At 61.6% G+C, this 24,472-nt stretch carries 19 protein-coding genes; 4 read left to right on the forward strand and 15 right to left on the reverse strand.

Annotation, left to right across the window (positions count from 1 at the left end):
- The first annotated feature begins 9 nt into the window (after window positions 1-9).
- Complete coding sequence (locus tag AC1DWZ_RS16950) at window positions 10-1,026, forward strand: LacI family DNA-binding transcriptional regulator (protein ID WP_477170411.1); 1,017 nt, start codon at window positions 10-12, stop codon at window positions 1,024-1,026.
- A gap of 18 nt (window positions 1,027-1,044) precedes the next feature.
- Here the strand turns inward: AC1DWZ_RS16950 and AC1DWZ_RS16955 are convergent, their stop codons facing one another.
- The 5 genes from AC1DWZ_RS16955 to AC1DWZ_RS16975 all read right to left on the reverse strand — a co-directional run bounded on the left by AC1DWZ_RS16955 (window position 1,045) and on the right by AC1DWZ_RS16975 (window position 8,433).
- Window positions 1,045-2,067 carry a lipid A deacylase LpxR family protein gene (locus AC1DWZ_RS16955; protein ID WP_477170109.1) on the reverse strand — a complete coding sequence of 341 codons (1,023 nt, stop codon included), beginning with the start codon at window positions 2,065-2,067 and terminating at the stop codon, window positions 1,045-1,047.
- A 144-nt stretch (window positions 2,068-2,211) separates the two neighbouring features.
- Window positions 2,212-5,385, reverse strand: a complete 3,174-nt coding sequence (locus tag AC1DWZ_RS16960) for an efflux RND transporter permease subunit (protein WP_477170110.1) — start codon at window positions 5,383-5,385, stop codon at window positions 2,212-2,214.
- A gap of 13 nt (window positions 5,386-5,398) precedes the next feature.
- Window positions 5,399-6,658 (reverse strand): efflux RND transporter periplasmic adaptor subunit, encoded by a 1,260-nt coding sequence (locus tag AC1DWZ_RS16965; protein WP_477170111.1) that lies wholly within the window; start codon window positions 6,656-6,658, stop codon window positions 5,399-5,401.
- A 165-nt stretch (window positions 6,659-6,823) separates the two neighbouring features.
- On the reverse strand, window positions 6,824-7,330 hold the full coding sequence (locus tag AC1DWZ_RS16970) for a DUF1993 domain-containing protein (RefSeq protein WP_477170112.1): 507 nt from the start codon (window positions 7,328-7,330) through the stop codon (window positions 6,824-6,826).
- 83 nt (window positions 7,331-7,413) lie between these two features.
- Entirely contained in the window at window positions 7,414-8,433 is a 1,020-nt protein-coding gene (locus AC1DWZ_RS16975; RefSeq protein WP_477170113.1) for a zinc-dependent alcohol dehydrogenase family protein, read from the reverse strand.
- 184 nt (window positions 8,434-8,617) lie between these two features.
- Here AC1DWZ_RS16975 and AC1DWZ_RS16980 point away from each other — a divergent pair, with 184 nt between their 5' ends.
- The 3 genes from AC1DWZ_RS16980 to AC1DWZ_RS16990 all read left to right on the forward strand — a co-directional run bounded on the left by AC1DWZ_RS16980 (window position 8,618) and on the right by AC1DWZ_RS16990 (window position 14,055).
- Entirely contained in the window at window positions 8,618-9,541 is a 924-nt protein-coding gene (locus tag AC1DWZ_RS16980; RefSeq protein WP_477170114.1) for a LysR substrate-binding domain-containing protein, read from the forward strand.
- Between the two features lie 123 nt (window positions 9,542-9,664).
- Window positions 9,665-10,873, forward strand: a complete 1,209-nt coding sequence (locus tag AC1DWZ_RS16985; protein ID WP_477170115.1) for an efflux RND transporter periplasmic adaptor subunit — start codon at window positions 9,665-9,667, stop codon at window positions 10,871-10,873.
- Window positions 10,874-10,884: 11 nt separating this feature from the next.
- A complete protein-coding gene (locus tag AC1DWZ_RS16990) occupies window positions 10,885-14,055 on the forward strand; it encodes an efflux RND transporter permease subunit (RefSeq protein ID WP_477170116.1) in 3,171 nt (1,056 codons plus the stop codon).
- A gap of 26 nt (window positions 14,056-14,081) precedes the next feature.
- Here the strand turns inward: AC1DWZ_RS16990 and AC1DWZ_RS16995 are convergent, their stop codons facing one another.
- The 10 genes from AC1DWZ_RS16995 to AC1DWZ_RS17040 form a co-directional block, all read right to left on the reverse strand.
- Window positions 14,082-15,713, reverse strand: a complete 1,632-nt coding sequence (locus AC1DWZ_RS16995) for an FGGY-family carbohydrate kinase (RefSeq protein ID WP_477170117.1) — start codon at window positions 15,711-15,713, stop codon at window positions 14,082-14,084.
- Between the two features lie 30 nt (window positions 15,714-15,743).
- Window positions 15,744-16,517 (reverse strand): SDR family NAD(P)-dependent oxidoreductase, encoded by a 774-nt coding sequence (locus AC1DWZ_RS17000; protein ID WP_477170118.1) that lies wholly within the window; start codon window positions 16,515-16,517, stop codon window positions 15,744-15,746.
- A 48-nt stretch (window positions 16,518-16,565) separates the two neighbouring features.
- Window positions 16,566-17,336, reverse strand: coding sequence for an L-iditol 2-dehydrogenase (locus AC1DWZ_RS17005; RefSeq protein ID WP_477170119.1), 771 nt, complete (start codon window positions 17,334-17,336; stop codon window positions 16,566-16,568).
- On the reverse strand, window positions 17,333-18,337 hold the full coding sequence (locus AC1DWZ_RS17010; protein ID WP_477170120.1) for an ABC transporter ATP-binding protein: 1,005 nt from the start codon (window positions 18,335-18,337) through the stop codon (window positions 17,333-17,335). The genes AC1DWZ_RS17005 and AC1DWZ_RS17010 overlap by 4 nt, the downstream gene beginning before the upstream one ends.
- Window positions 18,338-18,361: 24 nt before the next feature.
- Window positions 18,362-19,192 (reverse strand): carbohydrate ABC transporter permease, encoded by an 831-nt coding sequence (locus tag AC1DWZ_RS17015; protein ID WP_477170121.1) that lies wholly within the window; start codon window positions 19,190-19,192, stop codon window positions 18,362-18,364.
- A gap of 3 nt (window positions 19,193-19,195) precedes the next feature.
- Window positions 19,196-20,068 carry a carbohydrate ABC transporter permease gene (locus tag AC1DWZ_RS17020; protein ID WP_477170122.1) on the reverse strand — a complete coding sequence of 291 codons (873 nt, stop codon included), beginning with the start codon at window positions 20,066-20,068 and terminating at the stop codon, window positions 19,196-19,198.
- Between the two features lie 202 nt (window positions 20,069-20,270).
- Window positions 20,271-21,587, reverse strand: coding sequence for an ABC transporter substrate-binding protein (locus AC1DWZ_RS17025; protein ID WP_477170123.1), 1,317 nt, complete (start codon window positions 21,585-21,587; stop codon window positions 20,271-20,273).
- A 156-nt stretch (window positions 21,588-21,743) separates the two neighbouring features.
- Window positions 21,744-22,697: a sugar-binding transcriptional regulator gene (locus AC1DWZ_RS17030; RefSeq protein WP_477170124.1), complete on the reverse strand. Its 954-nt coding sequence runs from the start codon at window positions 22,695-22,697 to the stop codon at window positions 21,744-21,746.
- 4 nt (window positions 22,698-22,701) lie between these two features.
- The gene (locus AC1DWZ_RS17035; protein ID WP_477170125.1) at window positions 22,702-23,382 is read right to left on the reverse strand and encodes an HAD family hydrolase; all 681 of its coding nucleotides are present in this window, start codon (window positions 23,380-23,382) and stop codon (window positions 22,702-22,704) included.
- Window positions 23,383-23,464: 82 nt separating this feature from the next.
- A complete protein-coding gene (locus AC1DWZ_RS17040; protein ID WP_477170126.1) occupies window positions 23,465-24,472 on the reverse strand; it encodes a Gfo/Idh/MocA family protein in 1,008 nt (335 codons plus the stop codon).

The following is a 24,472-nucleotide window of genomic DNA, read 5'->3' on the forward strand; positions in this document are numbered from 1 at the left end:
GAGGTTACCATTCGTAGGAAGCGCAGCACGCTCGCCGATGTCGCCAGCTTGGCCGGCGTCAGTGCCGTCACCGTCTCCCGGGCATTGCGACGCCCGGACATGGTGTCGGCCAAACTCCATGACCGCATCCAGGCAGCCGTTCGCGAACTGGCTTATGTGCCGGACGTCGCGGCGAGCCGCCTCGCCTCCAATCGCACGCATACGATCGGCGTCATCGTCTCCTCGCTCACCAACGGCGTGTTCGCCGACTACATCAATGCGCTCCACGACACGCTGCTGCCGGCGGGCTATCAGGTGCTGATCCTCTCCACCCGCTATTCGGAGGAGGAAGAGGAGAAGGCTATTGCGACGCTCCTCGGCCAGCATCCTGAAGCGATCATCATCGTCGGCGTCGATCAATCGGCCCATGCGCGCCATCTGCTGGAACGCTCCGGCGTGCCGATCGTTCAGACCTTCCAACTGACCGACAATCCCATCGACATCAATGTCGGGCTGGACCAGCGGCAGGCAGCATTCGAAGCCACCCGTGCCTTGCTCCAGCAAGGTCACAGCAAGATCGGTGTCATCGCCTCGCGCCTCGATGCGCGTGCGCGTGCGCGTCTCGATGGCTATGAGCGCGCCATGCGCGAGGCTGGCCGCTATGATGAAAAATGGGTGGCGACGACGCCGCTCCAGACCGCCGTCATTGCGGGCGGCGAATTGCTGGGAAAGATGATCGAGCGCGGAGAGCAGCCTGAAGCCGTGTTCTGCTGCGACGATCTACTGGCACTTGGTGTGCTGTTCGAATGCCAGCGCCGCAACATTGCCGTGCCGGATGAAATGTCGATCATCGGCTTCAACAATCTGGAATTCGCCGCCTGCGCGCACCCGTCGCTGGCCACCGTGGTGACGCCACGCTATGAAATGGGGCGTCTCTCGGCCGATATCGTGCGCAAGATCATCGAAACCGGCGAGCGGCCGGCACAGAACCGCATCGATGTGGGTTTCTCGCTGGAACTGCGCGGCAGCGTCAGGAAGCGCAGCTAGAAGCCGTCCAGAAGTCGCCTAGAATCCGATGGTCAGATTGATGTTGGCAAACTTCGCGGCGTCATCCTGGCCTTCAAATTCCTGGGTGCGGTAGGTGAAGCCGGCATCGAGCTTGATCGCATTCGACCAAAACAAAGCGACGCCGCCGGTGATGTCGCCGACGAAGATCTCCTTGTCGACGGAGCGGCTGTCACGAAATGTGTTGCCGTCGAGAAATATATTCCGCGCGACCGCACGGCCCTGCGTGCCGGCATAGATGTAAAAGCCGAACGGGTCTTCGAGATAGTCACTGTTGAAATAGCTGGTGCCGGAGAGCGAAGGCCGAATGCGGTTGGGACCGTAATCGGCCTCGAGATTGCGGCCGAAGCGCAGCATGCCGCCCACTTCGGCATAGGTCATGACATTGCCGAGGGTGACGCCCGCTTCCGGAATGGCATCGACCGCGAAGCCGCCGACCAAGGGCTGGATGAAACGATATTTCCGCTCGTAGCTCAGCATCAGGCCGGGCTCATTGTGGATCTGATGGTCCCAGCCATTGGCGGAATCGACGCCGATGAACTGGTGCCAGTCATTCTGTGCCGGCCTGGCCTGTGCGGCGGGGCCGACGATGCCGATCAGCAATTCGAGATTGTCGAGCCGCCGGCGATCGGTGTCCTGCACCCAGCCGATGCCGCCATAGGTCCATCCCGCATAGGGCCGGTCGTCGGGATCGGGGTCCTCGACACTGGTATCTTCGGGAGTGAAGATGCTCTGCCCGAAGATGACCTGGTAGCGCCGCGAGACTTCGGCGCCCGTATCGAACAGGCCGATATTGGCGAGCCCGTCAAAGGGTGCCGCCCAGCCGCTCTCCGCTGCGACATCGGGGCCGAGATAGGCGAATTCAAAACCCTGCGTGTAAGCCTGGTCGTCGTCGAAATAGATCGAATCGTTTTCCTCGGTCAGCGTTACGCGCCCATAGTCATCGGCGAGCGCAGCGTGGCCCATGAAGAGCGCCGCCGTCACAGCCACAGGGCGCAGCAAGCGGAAGGAAAATTGATGCATGTTCTCTCGACGGATTGATCGGACTGAGGGGAAGCTCACACCTAAACCTTCAGGTGACGCAAAAGTTCCGGCAGCTTGTCAGCATTCTGTCAGATAGCCTGAACGATCCGAAATTGGCAATTCACATCAATGTGTTGTGCCGCCCTAGGCATGCGGCGAAGACGCCAGTGGGGCGGCCGGCAGGATATTCTTGGGCTTCTTGGCGAAACGCCGGACCACGACATAGAAGGCCGGTGTGAACATGAGGCCGAAGAACGTAACGCCGATCATGCCATAGAATACGGCCGTTCCCAGCGATTGGCGCATTTCGGCGCCGGCACCCTTGGCCAGCACCAGGGGCAACACGCCCAGGATGAAGGCAAAGGAGGTCATGAGGATGGGGCGCAAGCGGGATTGGGCCGCTTGCGTCGCTGCCGCAAAGCGATCGATGCCCTCATCCTCGGCCTGCTTGGCGAACTCGACGATCAGAATGGCGTTCTTGGCGGCGAGACCGATGAGCACGACAAAGCCGACCTGTGCCAGGATATTGACCTCGATATGTCGGAACAGCAGGCCACTCACCGCCGCCAGCAGGCACATCGGCACGATGAGCACGACCGAGAGCGGCAACGACCAGCTTTCATATTGTGCCGCCAGCACCAGGAACACGAACACCACGGCAGCGCCGAAGACCAGCAGCCCGGTATTGCCGGCAAGCTTCTGCTGATAGGCAAGCTCAGTCCATTCGAAGCCGAACCCGTCGGGCAAATTCGCAGCTGCCAATTTTTCCATCTCCTCCAGCCCGTAGCTGGCCGAATAACCGGGTGCAGTGCTGCCCTGGATTTCGACCGCCGGATAGAGATTGTAGCGTGGGACGCGGTAAGGCCCCGTCATGTCGTTGAAGGCGGCCACGGAACCCAACGGTACCATGTCGCCTGCAGCATTGCGGGTCTTCAGATTGGCAATGTCATGGAGACTCTGCCGGAAGGATCCGTCAGCCTGCGCAGTCACCCGGTAGGTACGACCGAGATAGTTGAACTCGTTGACGAAGCTGGACCCGACATAGACTTCCAGCGTCTTGAAAACGTCGTCCGCCGAGACGCCCAGCATCTCTGCCCGGGCGCGGTCGATATCGGCATAGATCTTCGGCGTCTTGGTGTTGAACAGCGAAAAGACACCCATAAGACCCGGCGTCTGATTGGCCGGCCCGATGATGCTGTGCATGGCGTCTTCCAACGCCTGCAGGCCACGGCCACGGCGATCCTGCACCATCATCTTGAACCCACCGGCATTGCCGATGCCGCGTACGGGCGGCGGAGCGATGACGATGATAAAGGCGCCCTGCACCGCGCCCAGGTTCTTCTGCAGCCTTTGCGTCATGACATCGGCACTGAGGCCTCTGGCGGCGCGTTCCGCGAACGGCAGCATTGGCACGAAGATAGCGCCGGCATTGGGCGCGTTGGTGAACGTGGCGCCATCGAAGCCAGCGAACTGCACGGCATGTGCGACGCCCTCGGTCTCCTGAATGATTTTCGCGGCCTGCCGCACCACCGCATCGGTACGCGCCAGCGACGATCCCGGCGGCAATTGGAGGACGGTGATGAGATAGCCCTGGTCCTGTTGCGGGATGAAACCGGTCGGCGCCCGGTTGAACTGCCAGCCGGTCAAGGCGATAAGGCCGGCATAAACCACCAGCATCAGGATCGAGAGTCGCACCAATCGACGAGTGAGGTTGCCGTACCCGCCCGACAAGCGATCGAAGACCGCGTTGAAGCCGCCGAAAAAGCCGCGGACACCTCGGGTGAGAATATTGCCGCTCGGTGGATGATGGTCATGCGGCTTGAACAGTACAGCGCACAGCGCTGGGCTGAGGGTCAGCGACACGAAGCAGGAAATGAGTGTCGCAGCGGCGATGGTGACCGCGAACTGCCGAAAGAACTGGCCTGAGATACCGGTGATGAAGGCGGCCGGCACGAACACAGCGGTCAGCACAAGGGCGATGGCGACAAGCGCGCCACCCACCTCGTCCATCGTACGCTTGGTCGCCTCCCGGGGCTTGAGGCCGAGGCGCAGATTGCGTTCCACATTCTCGACCACGACGATGGCATCGTCGACGACGATACCGACCGCCAGCACCAGCCCGAACAAAGAAAGATTGTTCAACGAATAGCCGAGAGCGGCGAGCACGCTGAACGTGCCGACCAATGAAACCGGAATGGCCATGATCGGGATGAGCGAGGCGCGCCAGCTCTGCAGGAAGAGGATGACGACGATCACGACGAGGATGACCGCTTCATAAATCGTCTTGATCACCTCATGCACCGATTCGGCGATGAATTCGGTGGGGTTGTAGACGATGCTGTGCTTGAGGCCGACCGGGAAGCTCTTGGAGAGTTCCGTCATTGTCTTCAGCACGGTTTCCGCGGTCGCCAGCGCGTTCGAACCGGGCCGCTGGAAGATCAGCAAGGCAACCGCCTGGCGGTCGTCGAGATAGCTGTTCGTGCTGTAATCCAACGCCCCGATTTCCACGCTGCCCAGATCACGCACGCGCGTGATGCTGCCATTGGGTTCGGCCTTCACGACGATATTGCCGAACTGGCGCGCATCGGTGAGCCGTCCCAGCGTTTCGATATTGAGCTGGAAGGCACCAGGTGTCGGCACCGGCGGCTGGTTGAGGACGCCGGCAGCCACCTGCACATTCTGCGCCTGCAGAGCGCTGACCACTTCACTGGCGGTGAGGTTGCGCGCCGCGATCTTTTCCGGGTCGAGCCAGACACGCATCGAATAGTCACGCGCGCCGAAAATGCGCACGTCGCCCACGCCGTCCAGGCGGGCCAGGACGTCCTTGATCTGCAGGGTGGCGTAGTTCGACATGTAAAGCTGATCGCGCGATTCGTCCGGCGAGGTGAGATGGATCACCATCATCAGATCCGGCGAGTTCTTGCGCACCGTGACGCCGATGCGGCGCACCTCTTCCGGCAGGCGCGGTTCCGCCGCCGAGACGCGGTTCTGCACCAGCACCTGGGCGATATCGAGATTGGTGCCGAGCTTGAAGGTCGCTGTCACCACCAGATTGCCGTCGCCGGTGGCCTGCGACGTCAAATACAGCATGTTCTCGACGCCGTTGATTTCCTGCTCAAGCGGCGTCGCCACCGTGTTGCTGACCACTTCGGCCGAGGCGCCGGGATAGCTCGCCCGGATCTCGATCGTGGGCGGGGCGATTTCCGGATACTGCGCGACCGGCAGGGTGAAATAGGCGGCGGCACCCACCAGGGTGATGAACACCGAAAGAACCGTCGCGAAGATCGGCCGGTCGATGAAAAAATGTGAGAAGCGCATGTGCTGGGCGCCGTCAGTTCGCGGTCACGGCTTCGATTTTGCCTGGCGTCGGTGCGACCTTGGCACCTGGTCGCGCCCGCAATAGCCCATCGATGATGATCGTGTCATCACCGGTCAGCCCTTCGCGCACGACACGCAGCCCGTCGATCAACGGACCCGGCCGGATGACACGCGGCTCAACCACACCATCATCCTTTACCACCATGACGATCTTCTGCGATTGATCGGACAGGATGGCGCCATCGGGGATGAGCACCGCATCGTAAGGATCGGATCCCGGGATACGGATGCGGCCGAACTGGCCTGGCGTGATCAGCAGGTCATGATTGGGGAAGGTGGCACGGGCGCGGATCGTGCCCGTCGTCCGATCGACCTGGTTGTTGACGAAATCCAGCGTACCTTGCAGCGGCCAATCCTTCTCGTCCGTCAGATGGGCAGAAACCTTCAGCCCCGTGTCGCGGGTCGAGGCCAGCTTGCCCGCGGCCGCGGCGCGCTGATAGGCAAGGTAATCTGCCTCGCTCATATCAAAGACCAAATGGATGGGATCCAGCGACACGATCGATGTCAGCCGCGCCCCACTACTGCTTGCGTCGCCCTGAATAAGATTGCCAACGCTGACTTCATGCGTGCCGATGCGGCCCGACATCGGTGCGGTCACCCGCGTAAAGCTGAGATTGAGCTTGTCGGACGCGATGGCCGCGGTTGCGACTTCCGCATCCGAAGATGCGCTCAGCATTTCCTGCAGGCGTTGATCCAGCGTGCTCTGCGAGACAAAATCGTCTTTCTTGAGCTTGCCGGCACGTGCCAGCTGCTGCTTGGCGAGATCAACCCGCGCCTTGGCGGAATTCAGCGCCGCTTGCGACGAGGTCAATGAAATCTCAAAAGGCCGCGGGTCGATCACGAACAGCAGATCGCCCTCCTTGACCATCTGGCCATCGGTGAAATGGATCGATTCAAGATAGCCACTGACCCGTGCCCTGATGTCGACCTCGTCCACCGCGGCGAACTGCCCGGTGAATTCGTCCCATTCCACGATTTCCTTGACCAAGGGCTTGGCGGTCGTCACGGGCAAGGGTGCCGCAGGTGCAGCCGCCGCGGTCTGGACCGCGGCGCCCTCGTAATGCCGGAAGTACCAATAGCCGCCACCAAAGACGACGGCACCGATCAACAGAGTGGTGAGAAGCCAGCGCGGATTGCGGGGCGGATGCGGCGGTATCGGCGGCAACGCCTCCGGCGTCATGGTTGGATTTGGCCCACCCGTCGGATCCGACATACTTCCCCCACATCCACGCCTGATCCGCCATCTTCTCAGGCAAGCATCGAGGGAGTCAATCCGACCTTGGGCCTGGGAGCCAGCATCCTTTTGTGACAAGCGTCGGCGTTCGACCCATCGGTCGCCGCCCCATCATCCACAAAATATTTAGGGTGTTTTCCCCGCTTAAAACTTGCCGAGATAGTCGAGCTTGCCGATCGCAACACCGTTATGGCGGAGAATGTCGTAGGCCGTGGTGATATGAAAAAAGAAGTTCGGCAGCGCGAAGCCTAAAAGATAGGCAGTGCCGGTGAAGTCAACCGCGCGCGGTCCCAAATTGAGGGTGATGGTACGGTCCTCTGCACCGGAGAGTTGCCCTTCCGTGACGCCCCGCAGAAACTCCACCGTCCTGGCGATGCGCGCGCGCAAATCCGGGAACGTGATCTCGGTATCGGCAAAGCTTGGATTCTCGATGCCGGCGAGGCGCGCGGCACAACCTTTGGCCGTGTCCGAGGCGCGCTGGATCTGCTGTCCCAGCGTATACATATCCGGTGCGAGCCGCGCATTCACAAAGACCGAGAGATCGATTTTCTTCTCGGCGGCATGGGCTTCAGCCTTGTCGAGCACGGCCGTGAGATTGTCGAAGGCACGGATGAGAACGGGGATCGAGGCCTGGTAGACGGTGATGGGCATGAAAAAGGCTCGCCAATAAGTTAGGATTCGTAGGATCAGGCCATTATTGGAGAGGATCGGGCATGATCTCCGCCGGGGCCGCCCTATATCTTGATCACCACACGGCCGAGTGAGGGGAAAGCCTCGATATGGTGATGCGCCTCGACGAATTCGTCGAACGTGAAGCTGCGGTCGATGATCGGCTGTAGCATACCTTTGGCCGTCATCCGGTTGATCTCTTCCAGGGCGGCCTTGACTGCCGCATCGTCGGCCTTGATGCCAAGTTCGGCATGGCCGGTGAAATCCAGCAAAGAGAAGCGATGAAATTGCAGATGTTTGCGGAACGCCGTCCAGGCCGGAAAGGCCGCTTCGTTGCCGCCATCGAGTCCGTAGAGGATGAGCTTGCCGCACGGCGCCGTGACATCACCCAGCATCGCCATCTGATGCCCGCCGCAGCCGTCGACCACGACCTCGACGCCCTTGGTATGGGTGAAATTCCCGACCGCGAGGCTGAGATCCTGCTCTTCCGTCAACACGACCTTGTCGGCACCCAGCCGGAGCAGGGCGTCATGGGGTTCGGCATTGCGCGTCGCCGCCACCACGTGGGCGCCAAGCGCCTTGGCCATCTGTACCATGGCACCACCCATGCAGCGCGCCGCCTCCGTCACCAGAACGGTCTGGCCGGATTTCAGCCGGGCAAGATTGGCGAGGGCAAAATAGGCGCTGAGCGCCGGGGTATAGTGGATCGCGGCCTCGACCGCCGTGAACTGATTGGAAGCCGGATAGCGCGTCAGCGCCTCGCGCGGCATGAGGATATGATCACCATAGGCCGGGTAGCGGTTCGGCGTATGCGCCTTGAAGCTCGCGACCTTGGCACCTATCTCGAGATCAAGGACACCTTCGCCAACGCCCTCTACCTCGCCCGCCATTTCCGACCCGATACCCGCCGGCAGATTTGCCTGCTCCGACGCCAGATTCTGACGCCACAGGACGTCTTCCCAACTGACGCCGATAGCCTCAACGCGCACAAGGACTTCACCGGCACCCGGTTTGGGGGTCGGCACCTCTTCACATTGCAGGACATCTGCCCCACCAAAACGGTGGAAGCGGATCATTCGGGACATTGCTACCTCGGCCTATCGCGCATCGCACACTATGACGCAGTTCATATCTAATGCCGACAGAGAGCCATAACTATTCACCGCGGTCGATAGTCGTCATGCCCCAAGCTGATACAGGAACTGACAAGACAGTTGGAATAAGCCCCGTATCCGGGCATTATTTTGCAGTGCAACGACGGATAGGCTGATGAACAGAAACGATTTGCGGCGCGTCGACTTCAATCTGCTGATCGTGTTCGAGACGCTGATGCATGAGCGCAGCGTCACCAAGACGGCTGAGAAGTTGTTCCTGGGGCAGCCGGCCATCAGTGCCGCCCTGGTGCGCCTGCGCGCCCTGTTCAATGACGAACTGTTCGTGCGCACTGGCCGTACCATGGAACCCACCACGCGGGCGCTGGAGATTTTCAGCTTTCTGACGCCGGCCCTCGATTCCATCTCGACGGCACTCAGCACCTCGCAGGCCTTCGACCCGGCGACCGCCACCAACGTGTTCCGCGTCGGCCTCTCGGATGATGTCGAATTCAGCCTGCTGCCCCTATTGCTGCGGCGCCTGCGCACTGAGGCGCCAGGCGTCATCCTGGTCGTCCGGCGCGTCAATTACCTGCTGGCACCAGGCATGCTGGCATCCGGCGAAATTTCGGTGGCGGTCAGCTACCTGGATGATTTGCCGGCCAACGCCAAAAAGAAGGCCGTGCGGCGCATCCGGGCCAAGATGCTGCGCGCCGACACGGCGCCCGGCAAGCTGACCCTGGATGAATATTGCGCACGACCCCACGCCATCGTCTCCTTCGCCGGTGACCTTAATGGCTATGTGGACAATGAGCTGGCCAAGATCGGCCGCAGCCGCAAGGTGGTCCTGGCGGTGCCGCAATTCAACGGTCTGGGCTCCCTGCTCGCCGGCACCGACATCCTCACCACCGTGCCGGATTACACGGCGCAATATCTGGCGGCGAGCGGTGGATTGCGCATTGAGGAACATCCGCTGAACCTGCCGCCTGGCACCCTCTCCATGGCTTGGCGCGGCGCCCAAGACAATGATCCGGCAGAGAAATGGCTGCGTTCGCGCATCACCATGTTTGTCGGCGACGAGGATATATCGGCAGAAGGTTAAGTTTTCCTCGTCCTATCATCGGCAGTGATAATCATCTTCACGCCGTTCTATTCGCCCCTGGCGCAGTCCTTGCGCATGTTCCCTCAATCTCAGAATCAGTGAATCAGATTGTTGGAGCCGGGTATGAATTTCCCCTCGAAGCTTGGGTATATTGCTGTGGGCATGATTGCATTGCTGGCGCTCAACGCCTGCGACAAGCCCCAGGCAGCACAGCAGGAACGGCCGCCGACCAAGGTCAGCGTCGCCGAGGTCATCCAGCACCCGGTCAATGAATGGGACGAGCTCACCGGCCGCCTGGAAGCCCCCCAATCGGTGGTGATTCGCGCCCGGGTCTCCGGCTACATCGACAAGATCACCTTTGAAGAAGGCGCCATCGTGAAAAAGGGCGATTTGCTGGTGCAGATCGACCCGCGGCCCTTCTCGGCCGAAGTCAAAAGGCTGGAGGCGCAATTGGCCCGCGCCCGCGCCACTGCCAAGCGTGCGGACAGCGAAGCCAAGCGTGGCGAAGCGCTCCGTGCCGGCAAGATCATCGGTGGCGAAGAAGCGGACGCCCGCGAAAGCACCGCGGCGGAAGCCAAGGCGGCCGTTGCCGCTACCCAGGCGCAGCTCGACATTGCCTATCTCAATCTCAGCTTCACGGAAGTCCGCGCGCCCATTGATGGCCGCGTCAGCCGCGCCGAACTGACCGAAGGCAACCTGGTGCAGGCCGATGAAAGCCGCCTCACCAGTGTCGTCTCGACCGACAAGGTCTATGCCTATTTCGACATCGATGAAGGCGTCTATCTGAAATATGAGGCCTTGACCCGGACAGGAGACCTCGGTGCCGCAGCACCGGTTTATCTCGGCCTCTCCAACGAGGAAGGCCATCCCCATCAGGGCCAGATGGATTTCGTCGACAACCAGGTCAATCCCAAGACCGGTACCATCCGCGGCCGCGCCGTTTTCGACAATAAGGATGGCGCCTTTACGCCTGGCCTCTACGTCCGCGTGAAGCTGGTCGGCAGCGCCAATTACGACGCAGCCCTTATCAGCGACGCCGCCATCGGCACGGATCTTGGTAAAAAGTTCGTCCTGGTGCTCGACAAGGACAGCAAGGTCGCCTACCGCGCGATCGAATTGGGGCCGAAGCTCAACGGCCTGCGCATTGTGCGGTCCGGCCTCAACAAGGGTGAGAAGATCGTCGTCAACGGCCTGCAGCGCGTGCGTTCCGGCATGCCGGTCGACGCCCAACTGGTCCCCATGGCCGATGACGAAACCCTGGCCAGCTTTACCACCGCCGCCGGTGACAATCAGGTTGCCGCGAAACAGGCTGCCGAGCCTGCCGCGAACTGAGGATCGACGTCATGAATTTCTCACAATTCTTCATCCAGCGGCCGATCTTTGCGGCAGTGCTGTCGCTGATCATCCTGATCGGCGGCGGTATCTCGCTGTTCCAATTGCCGATCAGCGAATATCCCGAGGTCGTCCCCCCCACCGTCGTCGTGCGCGCCAACTTCCCCGGCGCCAACCCGAAGGTCATCGGCGAGACGGTGGCGGCCCCGCTCGAACAGGCGATCAACGGCGTCGAGAACATGCTCTATATGTCCTCGCAATCGACCTCCGACGGCAAGATGACCCTCACGGTGACACTGGCGCTGGGCACCGATCTCGACACAGCCCAGGTGCAGGTGCAGAACCGCGTCAACCGCACCCTGCCCAAGCTGCCGGAAGAAGTGCAGCGCCTGGGGATCACGGTCGACAAGGCCTCACCCGACCTCACCATGGTGGTGCATCTGACCTCGCCGGATGAACGCTATGACATGCTGTATCTCTCGAACTACGCCCTTCTCAACGTGAAGGACGAGCTCGCCCGCCTTGATGGTGTGGGTGATGTGCAGCTGTTCGGTCTTGGCGATTATTCGCTGCGCGTCTGGCTTGATCCCAACAAGGTGGCATCGCGCGGCCTCACGGCGACCGATGTCGTGCAGGCGATCCGCGAACAGAACCGCCAGGTGGCGGCCGGTGCCTTGGGCGCCCCGCCCTCGCCCGGCGAGAATTCCTTTCAGCTTTCGATCAACACCCAAGGCCGCCTGATCACGGAAGAAGAATTCCAGAACGTCATTGTCCATGTCGGCGACAATGGCGAGATCACCCGTCTCCGCGACATCGCGCGCGTCGAGCTGGGCTCCAGCCAGTACGCGCTCCGCTCGCTCCTGAACAACCAGCCGGCCGTGGCAATTCCGATCTTCCAACGCCCGGGCTCCAACGCCATCGCCATTTCCGACCTGGTCCGGGCGAAGATGGCCGAGCTGAAGCAGAACTTCCCCGAGGGCATCGACTATTCCATCGTCTATGATCCGACCGTGTTCGTGCGCGGGTCGATCGAAGCGGTGGTCCACACGCTTCTTGAAGCCATCGCCCTGGTCGTGCTCGTCGTCGTGCTGTTCCTGCAGACTTGGCGCGCCTCGATCATCCCGCTGGTAGCCGTTCCGGTCTCCCTGATCGGCACTTTCGCGGTGATGCATTTCTTCGGCTTCTCGCTGAATGCCTTGTCGCTCTTCGGCCTGGTGCTGGCGATCGGCATCGTGGTCGACGACGCCATCGTCGTCGTCGAGAACGTGGAACGCAACATCGAGCTTGGCCTGAAACCGGTCGATGCCACCAAGCGCGCCATGCGCGAGGTGACCGGACCGATCGTCGCCACAGCCCTGGTGCTGTGCGCCGTGTTCGTGCCGACGGCCTTCATTTCCGGCCTGACCGGCCAGTTCTACCGCCAGTTCGCGCTCACCATCGCCATTTCGACGGTGATCTCGGCCTTCAACTCGCTGACCTTGTCGCCGGCACTGGCGGCCTTCCTGCTCAAGGGTCATGACGAGCCCAAGGATGGCTTCTCCCGCCTGCTCGATGCGATCTTCGGGCGCTGGCTGTTCAAGCCGTTCAACCGTGTCTTCGTGAAGGCGAGCCACGGCTATGTCGGCACCGTGCGGCGCGTGTTGCGTGGGTCGGCAGTGGCACTCTTCGTCTATGTCGGTCTGGTGGCACTGGGTTGGACCGGCTTTGCCAGCACACCGACCGGTTTTGTGCCGCCGCAGGACAAGCAATATCTGGTGGCCTTCGCACAGCTGCCGGACGCGGCAACGCTCGATCGCACCGAAGACGTGATCAAGAAGATGTCGGACATCGCCATGAAGAACCCGGCGGTGGAGAATACCGTTTCTTTCCCAGGCCTCTCGATCAACGGCTTCACCAACAGCCCCAATAGCGGCATCGTCTTCGTGCCCTTGAAGCCGTTCGAGGAACGCAAGGACCCGAGCCAATCGGCCGGTGCCGTCGCCGGTGCCTTGAATGCCCAGTTTGCGGGCATCCAGGACGCCTTCATCGCGATCTTCCCACCACCCCCGGTGCAGGGTCTGGGCACGATCGGCGGTTTCCGCCTGCAGATCGAGGATCGCGGTCAGCTCGGCTATGAGGAGCTCTACAAGCAGACGCAGAACATCCTGGCCAAAAGCCAGCAGGTGCCGGAGCTTGCCGGTCTGTTCTCGAGCTACCAGATCAACGTGCCCCAGGTGGACGCCGATATCGACCGCGAGAAGGCGAAGACCCATGGTGTCGCCATCAGCGATATCTTCGACACGCTGCAGGCCTATCTCGGCTCGCTCTATGTCAACGACTTCAACCGCTTTGGCCGCACGTTCCAGGTCAATGTCCAGGCCGACCAGCAATACCGGCTGGAGCCGGAGCAGATCGGCCAGTTGAAAGTACGTAACGACCAGGGCGAGATGGTGCCGCTCTCCACCTTTGTGAAGGTGAAGGACAGTGCCGGCCCGGACCGGGTCAGCCATTACAACGGCTTTGCCACGGCGGAGATCAATGGCGGTGCGGCGCCCGGCTATTCGTCCGGCCAGGCCCAGGCGGCCATCGAAAAGCTGCTCGCCCAGGAACTGCCCAACGGCATGACCTATGAGTGGACGGAGATCACCTACCAGCAGATCCTGGCGGGCAACACGGCACTCTTTGTTTTCCCGTTGTGCGTTCTGCTAGCCTTCCTGGTACTGGCGGCACAGTATGAAAGCTGGGGTTTGCCGCTGGCGGTCATCCTGATCGTGCCGATGACACTGCTCTCCGCCATCACGGGCGTTATCCTGACCGGCGGCGACAACAACATCTTTACCCAGATCGGGTTGATCGTGCTGGTGGGCCTAGCCTGCAAGAACGCGATTCTGATCGTCGAGTTCGCCAAGGACAAGCAGCTGGAAGGCATGGACCGGGTTGCAGCCGTGCTGGAAGCCTGCCGTTTGCGCCTGCGACCGATCCTCATGACGTCCTTCGCGTTCGTCATGGGCGTCGTGCCGCTGGTGACCTCGACGGGTGCAGGTGCCGAGATGCGGCATGCCATGGGTGTGGCGGTGTTCTCCGGCATGCTTGGCGTCACCTTCTTCGGCTTGCTGCTGACACCGGTCTTCTACGTGCTGATCAAGGCCATCTCTGAGCGCCGCCGCAAGACACCGGCCGCCGTGGCGCAGCCAGCGGAGTGACGAAAGGCGCCCTCATGGGCGGAGAATTATCCGCCCATGACGGCGCGTGCATCGCGGTCAAGCTGCTGCAGCAGACCATGAACGCGCCGCTTGACCTGGTGGAAATCAGCAATGCTGGTCCGCGCCGGTTCCGTGACTTGGCCGATTGCCGACATCGATTCCATGGCGGCACTGACGGACGGATAGGACTTTCCTGCGACCGCCCCCAGCATCGCAGCGCCGAGGAGCACAGGCTCGGTCGTGACCGGTAGGGCCACCGACAGGCCCGTGGTGTCCGCCATGATCTGCCGGACCAAGGCAGAGCGGCTGGCGCCACCGCTCATCACCATCATCGCCGCCGTGATGGATTGGCGGCGCATGGCATCAACGACGTCGGCCAACCCATAAGCGAGGCCGCACAGACCCGCCACGAACAAGGTTTCGAGGCTAGCCTGGTCATGATCGAGGTTGAGCCCCGCCAGCACCGCGCGGGCGTCAGGATCGGCGTAAGGTGAGCGGTTGCCGAGAAATTCCGGCAGGACATGAACGTGGCGTGCGAGCAAGGCGGCATCGGCGAGATTGCCGGCCCGCGCCACAATCCGCTGCTCCAGGAAATCGAGGAGGCCCAGACCATCCGCGGCCGCCGTGGCTTCGGCCGCCGGACAGGCCGGATGGCCGCGCACGAGATGATCGATGCCGGCACCCGCGGCCGACTGCCCGCCCTCATTGACCCACAGGCCCGGCACCATGGCGGAGAAATATGGCCCCCAGATGCCCGGCACGAAGCGCGCTTCCGCGGTCGAGGCCATGATGCAGGCCGAGGTCCCCATGATATAGGCGAGGCGCTCCTGGATATTGACGCCGCCCTCGCCCGCGAGGCGGCCGCCGATGGTGCCGACGCCGCCGGCATGGGCGTCGATCAGTGCCGCACCGACAGGCGTGCCGAGCGGCAGGCCGAACTCGGCCGCGGCCGTTGCTGCGAGACCTTGCCCGACAGGCATGCCCGGCTCGACGATCTCGCGGCCGATGCGGGCGTAATTGTCCTCGCAGAGTTCCGGCAAGTCGATCCGTTGAAAATAATCGTCGCTCCAGCGCTGTTCATGGGCGAGATAGGTCCATTTGCAGGTCACCGTGCAGATGGAGCGCGCCGGGCTACCCGTCGCCCGGAAAGTGAGATAGTCGGCCAGATCGAAGAAATGCCCGGCGGCGTGGAAACTCGCCGGCAGATGCTTCTTCAACCACAGCAGCTTGGGCGTCTGCATTTCCGGTGAGATGACGCCACCCACATAGCGCAGCACATCATGGCCGCTCTCGCTGATCCAGCGCGCCTCGGCCGTCGCTCGGTGATCCATCCACACGATGACGTTGCGCACCGCATCTCCCGACGGGCTGACCGTCAAGGGTTGCGCTGATTTGTCGAGCACCACCAGGGAACAAGTGGCGTCAAAGCCGATCCCCCTGATGGCTTCGGGCTTCAGCTTGGCGGCCTGCATCGCCGACCGTACGCTGGCCACACAAGCGCGCCAGATATCCTCCGCCGATTGCTCGACGATATCGCCGGCTTCATGCCAGATCGCAATGGGATGCCGCGCGGTTGCGAGAAGCGTACCGCGCTCGTCGAAAATGCCGGCGCGAGCGCTGCCCGTGCCGACATCGATACCGATAAACCCCTGCTGCATGCGCCCGCCGTCCTTAGGATCGGCGGCAGCTTACCAGCAAGTATATCCGCCGTCAGCGAGAACAATGCTGCCGGTCATCAGGCTGGCGGCATCCGAGGCCAGGAACAGGACGACCGAGGCGATCTCCTCCACCTCGCCCAGGCGCGCCATCGGCGTGCCACCGATCCAGGCGTCGTACATGGCCGGGTTCGACTTCACGAAGGCATTGAGCGGCGTGTTGATATAGGTCGGCGCCACGGCGTTGACGCGGACGCCGCGGGTACCCCATTCCGCCGCCAGCGACTTGGTCAGATGGTGCACCGCCGCCTTCGAGGCATTGTAATAGCTCTGTTCCTGCGGCTTGTTGACGATGAAGCCGGACATCGAGCCGATATTGACGATGGCACCGGATTTGGCCTTCAGCATGTGATTGCCGAACGCACGGCAGCACCAGAAGGTGCCGTTGAGGTTGACATCGATGACATTGAGCCAATGCTCGTCGGCCACCGCCTCGGCCGGGGTCTCGCTACGCGCAATGCCGGCATTGTTCACTAGGATGTCGATCTTGCCATGGCGCACCACGACGTCGTCGGCGACCTTGTTCACCTGGGCGGTATCGGTGACGTCCAGCGCCACCACTTCGACCGCATAGCCCTTGGCCTTCATCTCGGCCTGGCCCTCGGCCGCCACCTTGGCATCGTGATCGGCGATGATCACCTTCGCACCGGCTTCGGCCAGCGCCTCGACACAGGCAAGGCCGATGGCGCGGCCACCGCCGGTCACCAAGGCGACACGGTCGTTAAGCTTGAACTTGTTCAAATACATGCTGCTTCTCTCTCATACACACGAAAGCCGTCCGGCCCAAAGCGCCGGTCAGCTCATCCAATTTCCGCCGTCGACATTGAGTGTCTGGGCGACGATATAATCTGCATCGGCCGAAGCCAGGAACACGGCCGCACCGGTATGATCTTCCGGCGTTCCCATCCGGCCCAACGGCACGGCTTCCCCGACCAGCCGCTTCTTTTCTCCCAGGGGTCGTTTTTCATATTTGGCGAACAGCGCATCGACCTCGGCCCACATTGGCGTGTCGACCACGCCGGGCGCGATGCCGTTCACATTGATCTTGTGCTTGATGAGGTCGAGTCCGGCCGATTGCGTAAGGCTGATCACCGATGCCTTGGTCGCGCAATAGACCGAGACCAGCGCTTCACCGCGCCGGCCCGCCTGGCTTGCCATATTGATGATCTTGCCGCCGCGATTTTGGGCGATCATCTGCCTGGCCACCGACTGCAGGGTGAAGAACAGGCCCTTCACGTTGACGGCAAACTGGATATCCCAGCTCTTTTCCGTCACCTCGACAATCGGGGCCATGTCGAAGACCGCTGCATTGTTGACCAGGATGTCGATGCCGCCGGCCTTGGCGACGACCTCGCCGACCATGGCCTTGATCGAGTCCGGCTTGGTGACGTCGAGCGAGACGGCAAAGGCCTTCCCGCCCAGACGCTTCGCAAGGGCCTCGCCCTCCACCATGGCCAGATCGGCGATGGCAACCGTGGCACCTTCGGCAACATAGCGTTCGACGATCGCCGCCCCGATGCCCCGGGCACCGCCCGTGACGACGGCGACTTTGCCCGCCAGTTTCATGGTCGAATAGCCTTTCCGTCATCGCCGAAGCGGTGCAGGCGCGCCGCATCCGGGGCAAGACTGATATTTTCGCCGACCTGCACATGCATTTCGCCGGAGCAGCGTGCGGTCAATGTGCCCACCTCCGGCACGTCGACATAGAGAAACGTATCGCTGCCCAGATGTTCGGCCACCGCAACGCGGCCGGTCCAGCCCTGGCCGCCGCGGTTGACGAGAACATGCTCCGGCCGGATGCCGATGGTGGTGGCTCCCTGCTCCTGCGCCAGCTTGCCGGTGATGAGGTTCATCTTCGGCGAACCGATGAAGCCGGCAACGAACAGATTGTTGGGGCGTTCATAGAGCTCGAGGGGCGAACCATACTGCTCGATTTTGCCGGCATTCAGCACCACGATCTGGTCGGCCATGGTCATGGCTTCCACCTGATCATGGGTCACATAGATGGCGGTCGTCGCCAATTGCCGCTGCAGCCTGGTCACTTCGAGACGCATCTGCACGCGCAGGGCAGCGTCGAGGTTGGAGAGCGGTTCGTCGAACAGAAAGGCCTTGGGCTCGCGGACGATGGCGCGACCGATGGCGACACGCTGCCGCTGCCCACCGGAAAGTTCGCGCGGCTTGCGCTCCAGATAGTTGGTGAGATTGAGGATGCCCGCCGCACTCTCGACCTTCTTGTCGATCTCAGCCTTCGGCAGCCCAGCCATTTTGAGGCCGAAAGCGATGTTGCCCCGCACACTCATATGCGGATAGAGCGCATAGGATTGGAACACCATGGAGAGGCCGCGCTTGGCCGGGGGCACACCCACGACATTCACGCCGTCGATGAGGATGCGGCCGTCGCTCACATCTTCGAGCCCCGCGATCATGCGCAGCAAGGTCGTCTTGCCGCAGCCCGAGGGCCCCACGAAGACCACGAACGAGCCATCCGCGATCTCCAGATTGGCGCCCTGGATGATTTCATGCGCGCCGAAGGATTTTCGCACGCCGTCGAGGGTGATGCTGCCCATGCTGTGATACCCCTGTTTGCGTGGTTACTTGACCGCCCCGAAGGTCAGGCCGCGGACGAGTTGCCGTTGACTGAACCAGCCGAGAACGAGGATGGGTGCGATGGCCAAGGTCGATGCCGCCGACAATTTGGCCCAGAACAACCCTTCCGGACTGGAATAGGAGGCGATGAAGGTCGTCAGCGGTGCTGCTTCCGAGGTGGTGAGGTTGAGCGTCCAGAAAGCTTCGTTCCAGGCCAGGATGAAGTTAAGGAGCAAGGTCGAGGCGATCCCCGGCACCGCCATCGGCGTCAGCACATAGATGAGCTCCTTGACCGTGGTGGCGCCGTCCATGCGCGCCGCTTCCAATATGTCCTTGGGGATTTCCTTGAAATAGCTGAACAGCATCCAAATCACGATCGGCAGGTTGCCGAGGCACAGGATGAAAATGAGGCCGCTCCGGCTATCCAGCAGGCCGAAATCGCGGAAAATAAGATAGACCGGCACCAGCACACCGACCGAGGGCATCATCTTGGTGGAGAGCATCCACAGCAGGATATCCTTGGTGCGATGACTTGGTGCGAAGGCCATCGACCAGGCCGCCGGAATGGCGATCAGCATCGCAATCAGGGTCGATCCGCCGGCGATGATGATCGAGTTCATCGCATGGTGCAGATAGTCGCTACGCTCCTGCACGGTGACATAGTTTTCCGTGGTCCAATCGAAAAACAGGAAGCTGGGCGGAATGGAAAAGGCGTCGAGCTCGGTCTTGAAACTTGTCAGCACCATCCACAGGATCGGGAAGAAGATGATGAAGCCGACGACCCAGGCCGCGGCGGTATTGAAGATCTTTCGTTGCGTCGTGACTTGCTGTGCCATGGCTCAGGCCTCCAGATTCCGGCCGACGATACGAACCAGGAAGAAGGCGACGATATTGGCAATGACGACGGCAATGAGCCCCCCGGCCGAGGCGCCGCCGACATCGTATTGCAGCAGCGCCTTGGAATAGATCAGGAAAGCCAGGTTGGTCGTCTGCGTGCCCGGGCCGCCGCCGGTCGTGACAAAGATCTCGGCAAAGACGGTCAGCAGGAAAATGGTTTCGATGAGGATCACCACCGTCACCGGTCGTGCCAGATGCGGCAGCGTGATGTAGAAGAAGATCGAGAAGCTGCCGGCACCATCCATGACGGCCGCCTCTTTCTGCTCCTCATCGAGAGATTGCAGCGCGGTGAGCAGAATGAGCGCCGCAAAGGGCAGCCACTGCCAGGCGACAATGAGGATGATGGAAAAGAGCGGCATGTCGGTGAACCAGTCGATCGGCGTCATGCCGATGAGACCCGCCAGCCAGGCAAACAGCCCGGACACCGGATGCATCAGCAAATTCTTCCAGACCAGCGCACTCACCGTCGGCATGACGAAGAAGGGGGCGATCACCATCAAGCGCACGATGCCTTGGCCGAACATCGGCTGGTCGAGCAGCAGGGCTACCAGCACACCAAGCACAACAGTAATGCCAAGGACCGACCCCACCAGAATGAGCGTGTTCTTCACGGAAGCCAGGAAAGCGGGCTCGGTCAGGAAATAGTAATAGTTCTCGAACCAGACAAAGGTCTCCATGCCTGGATTCAAGAGATTGTAATTGAGGGTCGAGAAATAGACCGTCATCGCCAACGGGACGATCATCCAGAACAGCAGCAACGCCACTGCCGGCGTAAGCAGGACGCGGCCGACGACTTTAGTTTGTTGTGTGGCCATCATATCCTCCGGCCCATCGGCCTTGGGAAGCGCGTTCCGGGAAGGAAGGCGGCCATCGGAACCATTTTGGGGGCGCCGATGGCCGAGTTACCGGGACATTCGTCACTCAGAAGATTGCGCGATCGGGAGAGATCACACATCGCCACCAAGGGGTGGAACTGGAACCGGGGAAAGTTCTAGCCCACCCGCCGATGGGTATTGCCTACTTAATATAGCCGGCGCGGGTCATTTCACGCTCGACCGCGGCTTGTGCAGCGGCCAAGGCGTCGTCCACGGACATATTGCCCGAGAGTGCTGCCGAGAATTGCTGACCCACTGTCGTGCCGAGCCCCTGGAATTCCGGGATGGCGGCGTATTGGACGCCGACATAGGGCACCGGCTTCACTGTCGGATGATCGGGATCCGCCGAGTTAATGGAATCGATCGTCGGCTTGGCGAAGGGGGCGGCCTTCAGATATTCCGGGTTGCTGTAGAGCGAGGTACGGGTGCCCGGCGGCACGTTGGCCCAGCCTTCCTTGGCGGCGACGAGTTCGGTGTAGCCCTTGCTGGTTGCCCAGGCGACGAACTTCTCGGCCGCTTCCACCTTCTGCGAGCCGGCCGGGATGGCAAGGCTCCACGCCCACAGCCAGTTGGCGTTCTTGCCGAGGCCCTTGTTGGGGGCGAGAGCAAAGCCGACCTTGTCGGCGACCTTGGAATCCTTCGGGTTGGTCACGAACGAGGCCGCCACCGTCGCATCGATCCACATGCCGCATTTGCCGGCATTGAAGAGCGCGAGATTTTCATTGAACCCATTCGAGCTGGCGCCCGGAGGGCCGGCATCTTTCATGAGGTTCACATAGGTGGTGAGCGTGTCTTTCCATTCGGGGCTATCGAACTGCGGGTGCCACTTCTCGTCGAACCAGCGGGCACCGAAGGAATTCGACATGGCGGTCAGGAACGCCATGTTCTCGCCCCAGCCGGCCTTGCCGCGCAGGCAGATGCCATAAGTCTCTGTCGACTTGTCGGTCATCTTCTTCGCCGCATCGATGATGAAGTCCCAGGTCGGCTGTTCCGGCATCTTCAAGCCGGCCTTCTCCATGAGGTCGGTGCGGTACATGACCATGGAGCTTTCGCCGTAGAAGGGGGCGGCGTAGAGCTTGCCGTCGACCGAAAGGGCGGCGCGGATCTTGGGTAGCAGATCGTCGACGTCGTAATCAGCACCGAGATTGTCGAGCGGTACCAACCATTCCTTGCCGGCCCAGATCGGCACTTCATAGGTGCCGATGGTGAGCACGTCGAACTGCCCGCCTTTGGTCGCGATGTCGGTCGTCACCTTCTGGCGGAGGACATTCTCTTCCAGCGTCACCCATTTCACGGAAATGTCGGGATTGGCCTTGGTGAATTCGTCGGTCAGACCCTGCATGCGGATCATGTCGCCATTGTTGACCGTGGCGATGGTGAGGGTGGTGTCGGCAAAGGCAGTGCTGGTGGCCAGCAGCGACGCAGCACCCAAAAGGGCGCCCATCATGATCTTGTTCATTATTTATCCTCCCAGATACTATCGTGAGCATATGCTCCGATATTGGGCATATGCTCACGCCAACTCGTGCCGCTGTCAATGGCGAATCGTTTTTGCGACGCAACAAGGCGGCGCCGGTCAACGGGTCAGCAAAGCTGCCAGAGATGGCCGGGAATATTAGAGAATGAGGAGCTGTTTGGCCGTCGCCTCATCGGTGATGAGGCCGTTGAGAATGCACCCTTTGAGCGCCGCCTTGATGGCTGCAACCTTGGCTAGGCCCGAGGCTGCGCCCACGGTCAGGGTTTCCGCGGGAATGCGATGCGGCACCGAAGTAACGCGGGTATTGCTGCCGCCCTCAATGACATGGCCTGCTGCATCGAAGGCCCAAGCCGTCACCTCGCCGATGGCACCAAGGCGCATCAATTCGAGGAGTTCCTCCCGCGAGAGAAATCCGTCGATATGGAGCTGCGCACCCTGGTCGAGCTGGCCGATGCCGACCAGCCGCAGATCGGCATTCTCAGCGATGGTCCGCACCCGCGTCACCGCGGCAATGCGCAGCAGCTGGTCGCGCTCGGTCTCGGATGACACAAAGACCGGCAGCGGCATCGGATAGTGTCGTGCCTTGGTGAGATCTGCCAATCGCGCCACGGTGTCGAAGAAGCTCGCCGACCCGTCGGGCGAGATGTTGCCGACCAGCGAGACCACCTGATGATTGGGGCAATCCATGGGAGCGATCTGCTCGACAGCGGCACGCATGACGCGACCGGTGCCGATGGCGATGATGGTTGGCTTCTCGGCCCGCAGGGTCTGTTCAAGCAAGGCTGCCGCACGCTCAGCAAGGCCCGCCACATTGTTGGGCAGCGCCGGATCGGTCGGCGCCACCTCGCAATAACGCAGGCCGTACATGTCTTTCAGACGCTTGGCGAGTTCCATGCAGGCAGCGATGGGATGTTCAAGGCGGAAGGTAATCAGTCTTTCCGACAGGCACAGCGATACCAGACGTTGTGCGGTCGCCCGCGAGACACTGAGCCGCTTGGCGATTTCATCCTGCGTATGGCCGGCAATGTAATAGAGCCATCCGGCGCGGGCGGCATCGTCAAGGCGCGATTTCTCGCTGTCGGAGACGGCCATATTCCTAGCCGGCCGGATGATGAACAAGACCAAGGGCGCGTTCGAGGTCCGGCATCTGGTCGAAGACGCGGTCGGCACCAGCGGCCTGCAACAGGCCGTGCCCATCGCGACCGGCATAATGACTGCCACCCACAAATCCCCAGACCGTCATGCCGGCAGCCTTTCCTGCTTCTACACCGCTGATACTGTCTTCAATCACCAGGCTACGCCCAGGGTCTGCCCGCATGCTGCCGGCTGCCAGCAGAAAGAGATCCGGCGCCGGCTTGCCATGGCTGACCATGCTGGCGGTGAACACACGGCCCTCGAAGTAGGGGGAAAGCCCGGCGAGATTCAAGGAGAAATTCACCCGGTCGAGGTCGCTCGACGACGCCAGACAGAAGCTGCCGCGCAGATTCTGCAGCAAGGTCTCGACGTGGGGGGTGGCAAGCAGGCTCAGTGCAAAGGCATCGCGTATCTGATGGCGAAGTTCCGCAACAAAGGCCCCCGGCATCTGCCGCCCCAACCTCGTCTCGTAATAGAGCCCGACCTCGGCCAGGCTGCGCCCAAGGAACCGCTGCAGCACCTCCGCGAGGTCGAGTGCTATCCCATGACGCTGGAACTGGTCCCGCAGCACCGTGCAGCTCAACATTTCGCTGTCGATCAACACCCCGTCGCAGTCGAAAATGATGAGGTCGAAATCTGCCATCGCGAAAGAGGACCTGAAGGTGGGCGTCGGTCGCGATTAGATCATATACTCACTAGGCGAGCAATCGCTCGACATAGTAATGTCAGGGCGCCAGTGGGAGCGTGCGCAGCTCGCGGGCCGATCGGGCCGCCGCGAGGGCAATCCTCAAGGTCGCCAAACCGTCGGCGAGAGAAGCCAATGGCTGATCGCCCGTACGCCGGCAGGTGAGAAGATCCTCGATCTCGGCCAGATAGAGGTCGTTGATGGCAAAGCCCTGCGGCACGGTCTCGACCTTGGTGTCACCGCCGAGGCCATACACCGTGAGTGTCGCCATACCGATATCGAGCTCGATTGTGCCGCCGGCACCGTCGATGGTGAGGCAACGCCGCGGGATCCGCCGAAAAAGATCTAGATGGATGCTCGAGATAATATCAACTCCGTCGTGACGGTGCTGCAGGATGATCTCGGCGACATCCTCGACATCGATCTCCAGCTCGCTGAGCTTGGCCGTCACTGCCGTCACGGCGCTTGGCATGCCGATCAGGCTGCGGACCAGATCGATCTCATGGCTGAGCTCCAGCAGCGCACCGCCGCCCGTCACTTTCTGTGCGCTGACACTCTTGCGATAGTCCGCGTCAGGCCGCCATCCCGGCAGATACTGTCCGACCTCGGCACGGATATTGTAGATCCGCCCGATAGCACCGGTTGATATGAGGCGCTGCATCTCCATGACCAGCGGGTGATAGCGGAGGCAATAACCGACCAGGACGGTCACGGATTTTTGCTGGCTTAGCGCCAGAAGCTGATCGCAGGCATCGATCGAGGCAGAAAGCGGCTTTTCGATCAGCGTTGCAATCCCGTGCTCGATCATCTGCTGCGCCTGCGCCGCATGGGCAGGCGCCGGGGTGGCAATGATCGCTAGGTCGGCGGGATGTGCGAGGGCTGCGCCGAGATCGGTGTAATGCTCCGTGACCAGCGACTTGACCGCTGCCGGGACACCCGAACCATTTGGGCGCGTGACCACCGCGATCGTCGCCTTGGGAAACAGATGGCGCAGATTGCGAATGTGCCGCGTGGCGATACTGCCGTTCCCCGTGACGATGGCCCGCAT

The organism is Dongia sp. P2_B8 (genome assembly GCF_056404715.1).

Bases quoted from the DNA above. Each gene is read 5' to 3' on its own strand.
- AC1DWZ_RS17020 (WP_477170122.1), bottom strand. From the start codon at position 20,068: ATGGCCACACAACAAACTAAAGTCGTCGGCCGCGTCCTGCTTACGCCG.
- AC1DWZ_RS16975 (WP_477170113.1), bottom strand. From the start codon at position 8,433: ATGTCCCGAATGATCCGCTTCCACCGTTTTGGTGGGGCAGATGTCCTG.
- AC1DWZ_RS16995 (WP_477170117.1), bottom strand. From the start codon at position 15,713: ATGCAGCAGGGGTTTATCGGTATCGATGTCGGCACGGGCAGCGCTCGC.
- AC1DWZ_RS16980 (WP_477170114.1), top strand. From the start codon at position 8,618: ATGAACAGAAACGATTTGCGGCGCGTCGACTTCAATCTGCTGATCGTG.
- AC1DWZ_RS16965 (WP_477170111.1), bottom strand. From the start codon at position 6,658: ATGTCGGATCCGACGGGTGGGCCAAATCCAACCATGACGCCGGAGGCG.
- AC1DWZ_RS17015 (WP_477170121.1), bottom strand. From the start codon at position 19,192: ATGGCACAGCAAGTCACGACGCAACGAAAGATCTTCAATACCGCCGCG.
- AC1DWZ_RS17000 (WP_477170118.1), bottom strand. From the start codon at position 16,517: ATGTATTTGAACAAGTTCAAGCTTAACGACCGTGTCGCCTTGGTGACC.
- AC1DWZ_RS17005 (WP_477170119.1), bottom strand. From the start codon at position 17,336: ATGAAACTGGCGGGCAAAGTCGCCGTCGTCACGGGCGGTGCCCGGGGC.
- AC1DWZ_RS17035 (WP_477170125.1), bottom strand. From the start codon at position 23,382: ATGGCAGATTTCGACCTCATCATTTTCGACTGCGACGGGGTGTTGATC.
- AC1DWZ_RS16960 (WP_477170110.1), bottom strand. From the start codon at position 5,385: ATGCGCTTCTCACATTTTTTCATCGACCGGCCGATCTTCGCGACGGTT.
- AC1DWZ_RS17030 (WP_477170124.1), bottom strand. From the start codon at position 22,697: ATGGCCGTCTCCGACAGCGAGAAATCGCGCCTTGACGATGCCGCCCGC.
- AC1DWZ_RS16955 (WP_477170109.1), bottom strand. From the start codon at position 2,067: ATGCATCAATTTTCCTTCCGCTTGCTGCGCCCTGTGGCTGTGACGGCG.
- AC1DWZ_RS17010 (WP_477170120.1), bottom strand. From the start codon at position 18,337: ATGGGCAGCATCACCCTCGACGGCGTGCGAAAATCCTTCGGCGCGCAT.
- AC1DWZ_RS16970 (WP_477170112.1), bottom strand. From the start codon at position 7,330: ATGCCCATCACCGTCTACCAGGCCTCGATCCCCGTTCTCATCCGTGCC.
- AC1DWZ_RS17040 (WP_477170126.1), bottom strand. From the start codon at position 24,472: ATGCGGGCCATCGTCACGGGGAACGGCAGTATCGCCACGCGGCACATT.
- AC1DWZ_RS16985 (WP_477170115.1), top strand. From the start codon at position 9,665: ATGAATTTCCCCTCGAAGCTTGGGTATATTGCTGTGGGCATGATTGCA.
- AC1DWZ_RS17025 (WP_477170123.1), bottom strand. From the start codon at position 21,587: ATGAACAAGATCATGATGGGCGCCCTTTTGGGTGCTGCGTCGCTGCTG.
- AC1DWZ_RS16990 (WP_477170116.1), top strand. From the start codon at position 10,885: ATGAATTTCTCACAATTCTTCATCCAGCGGCCGATCTTTGCGGCAGTG.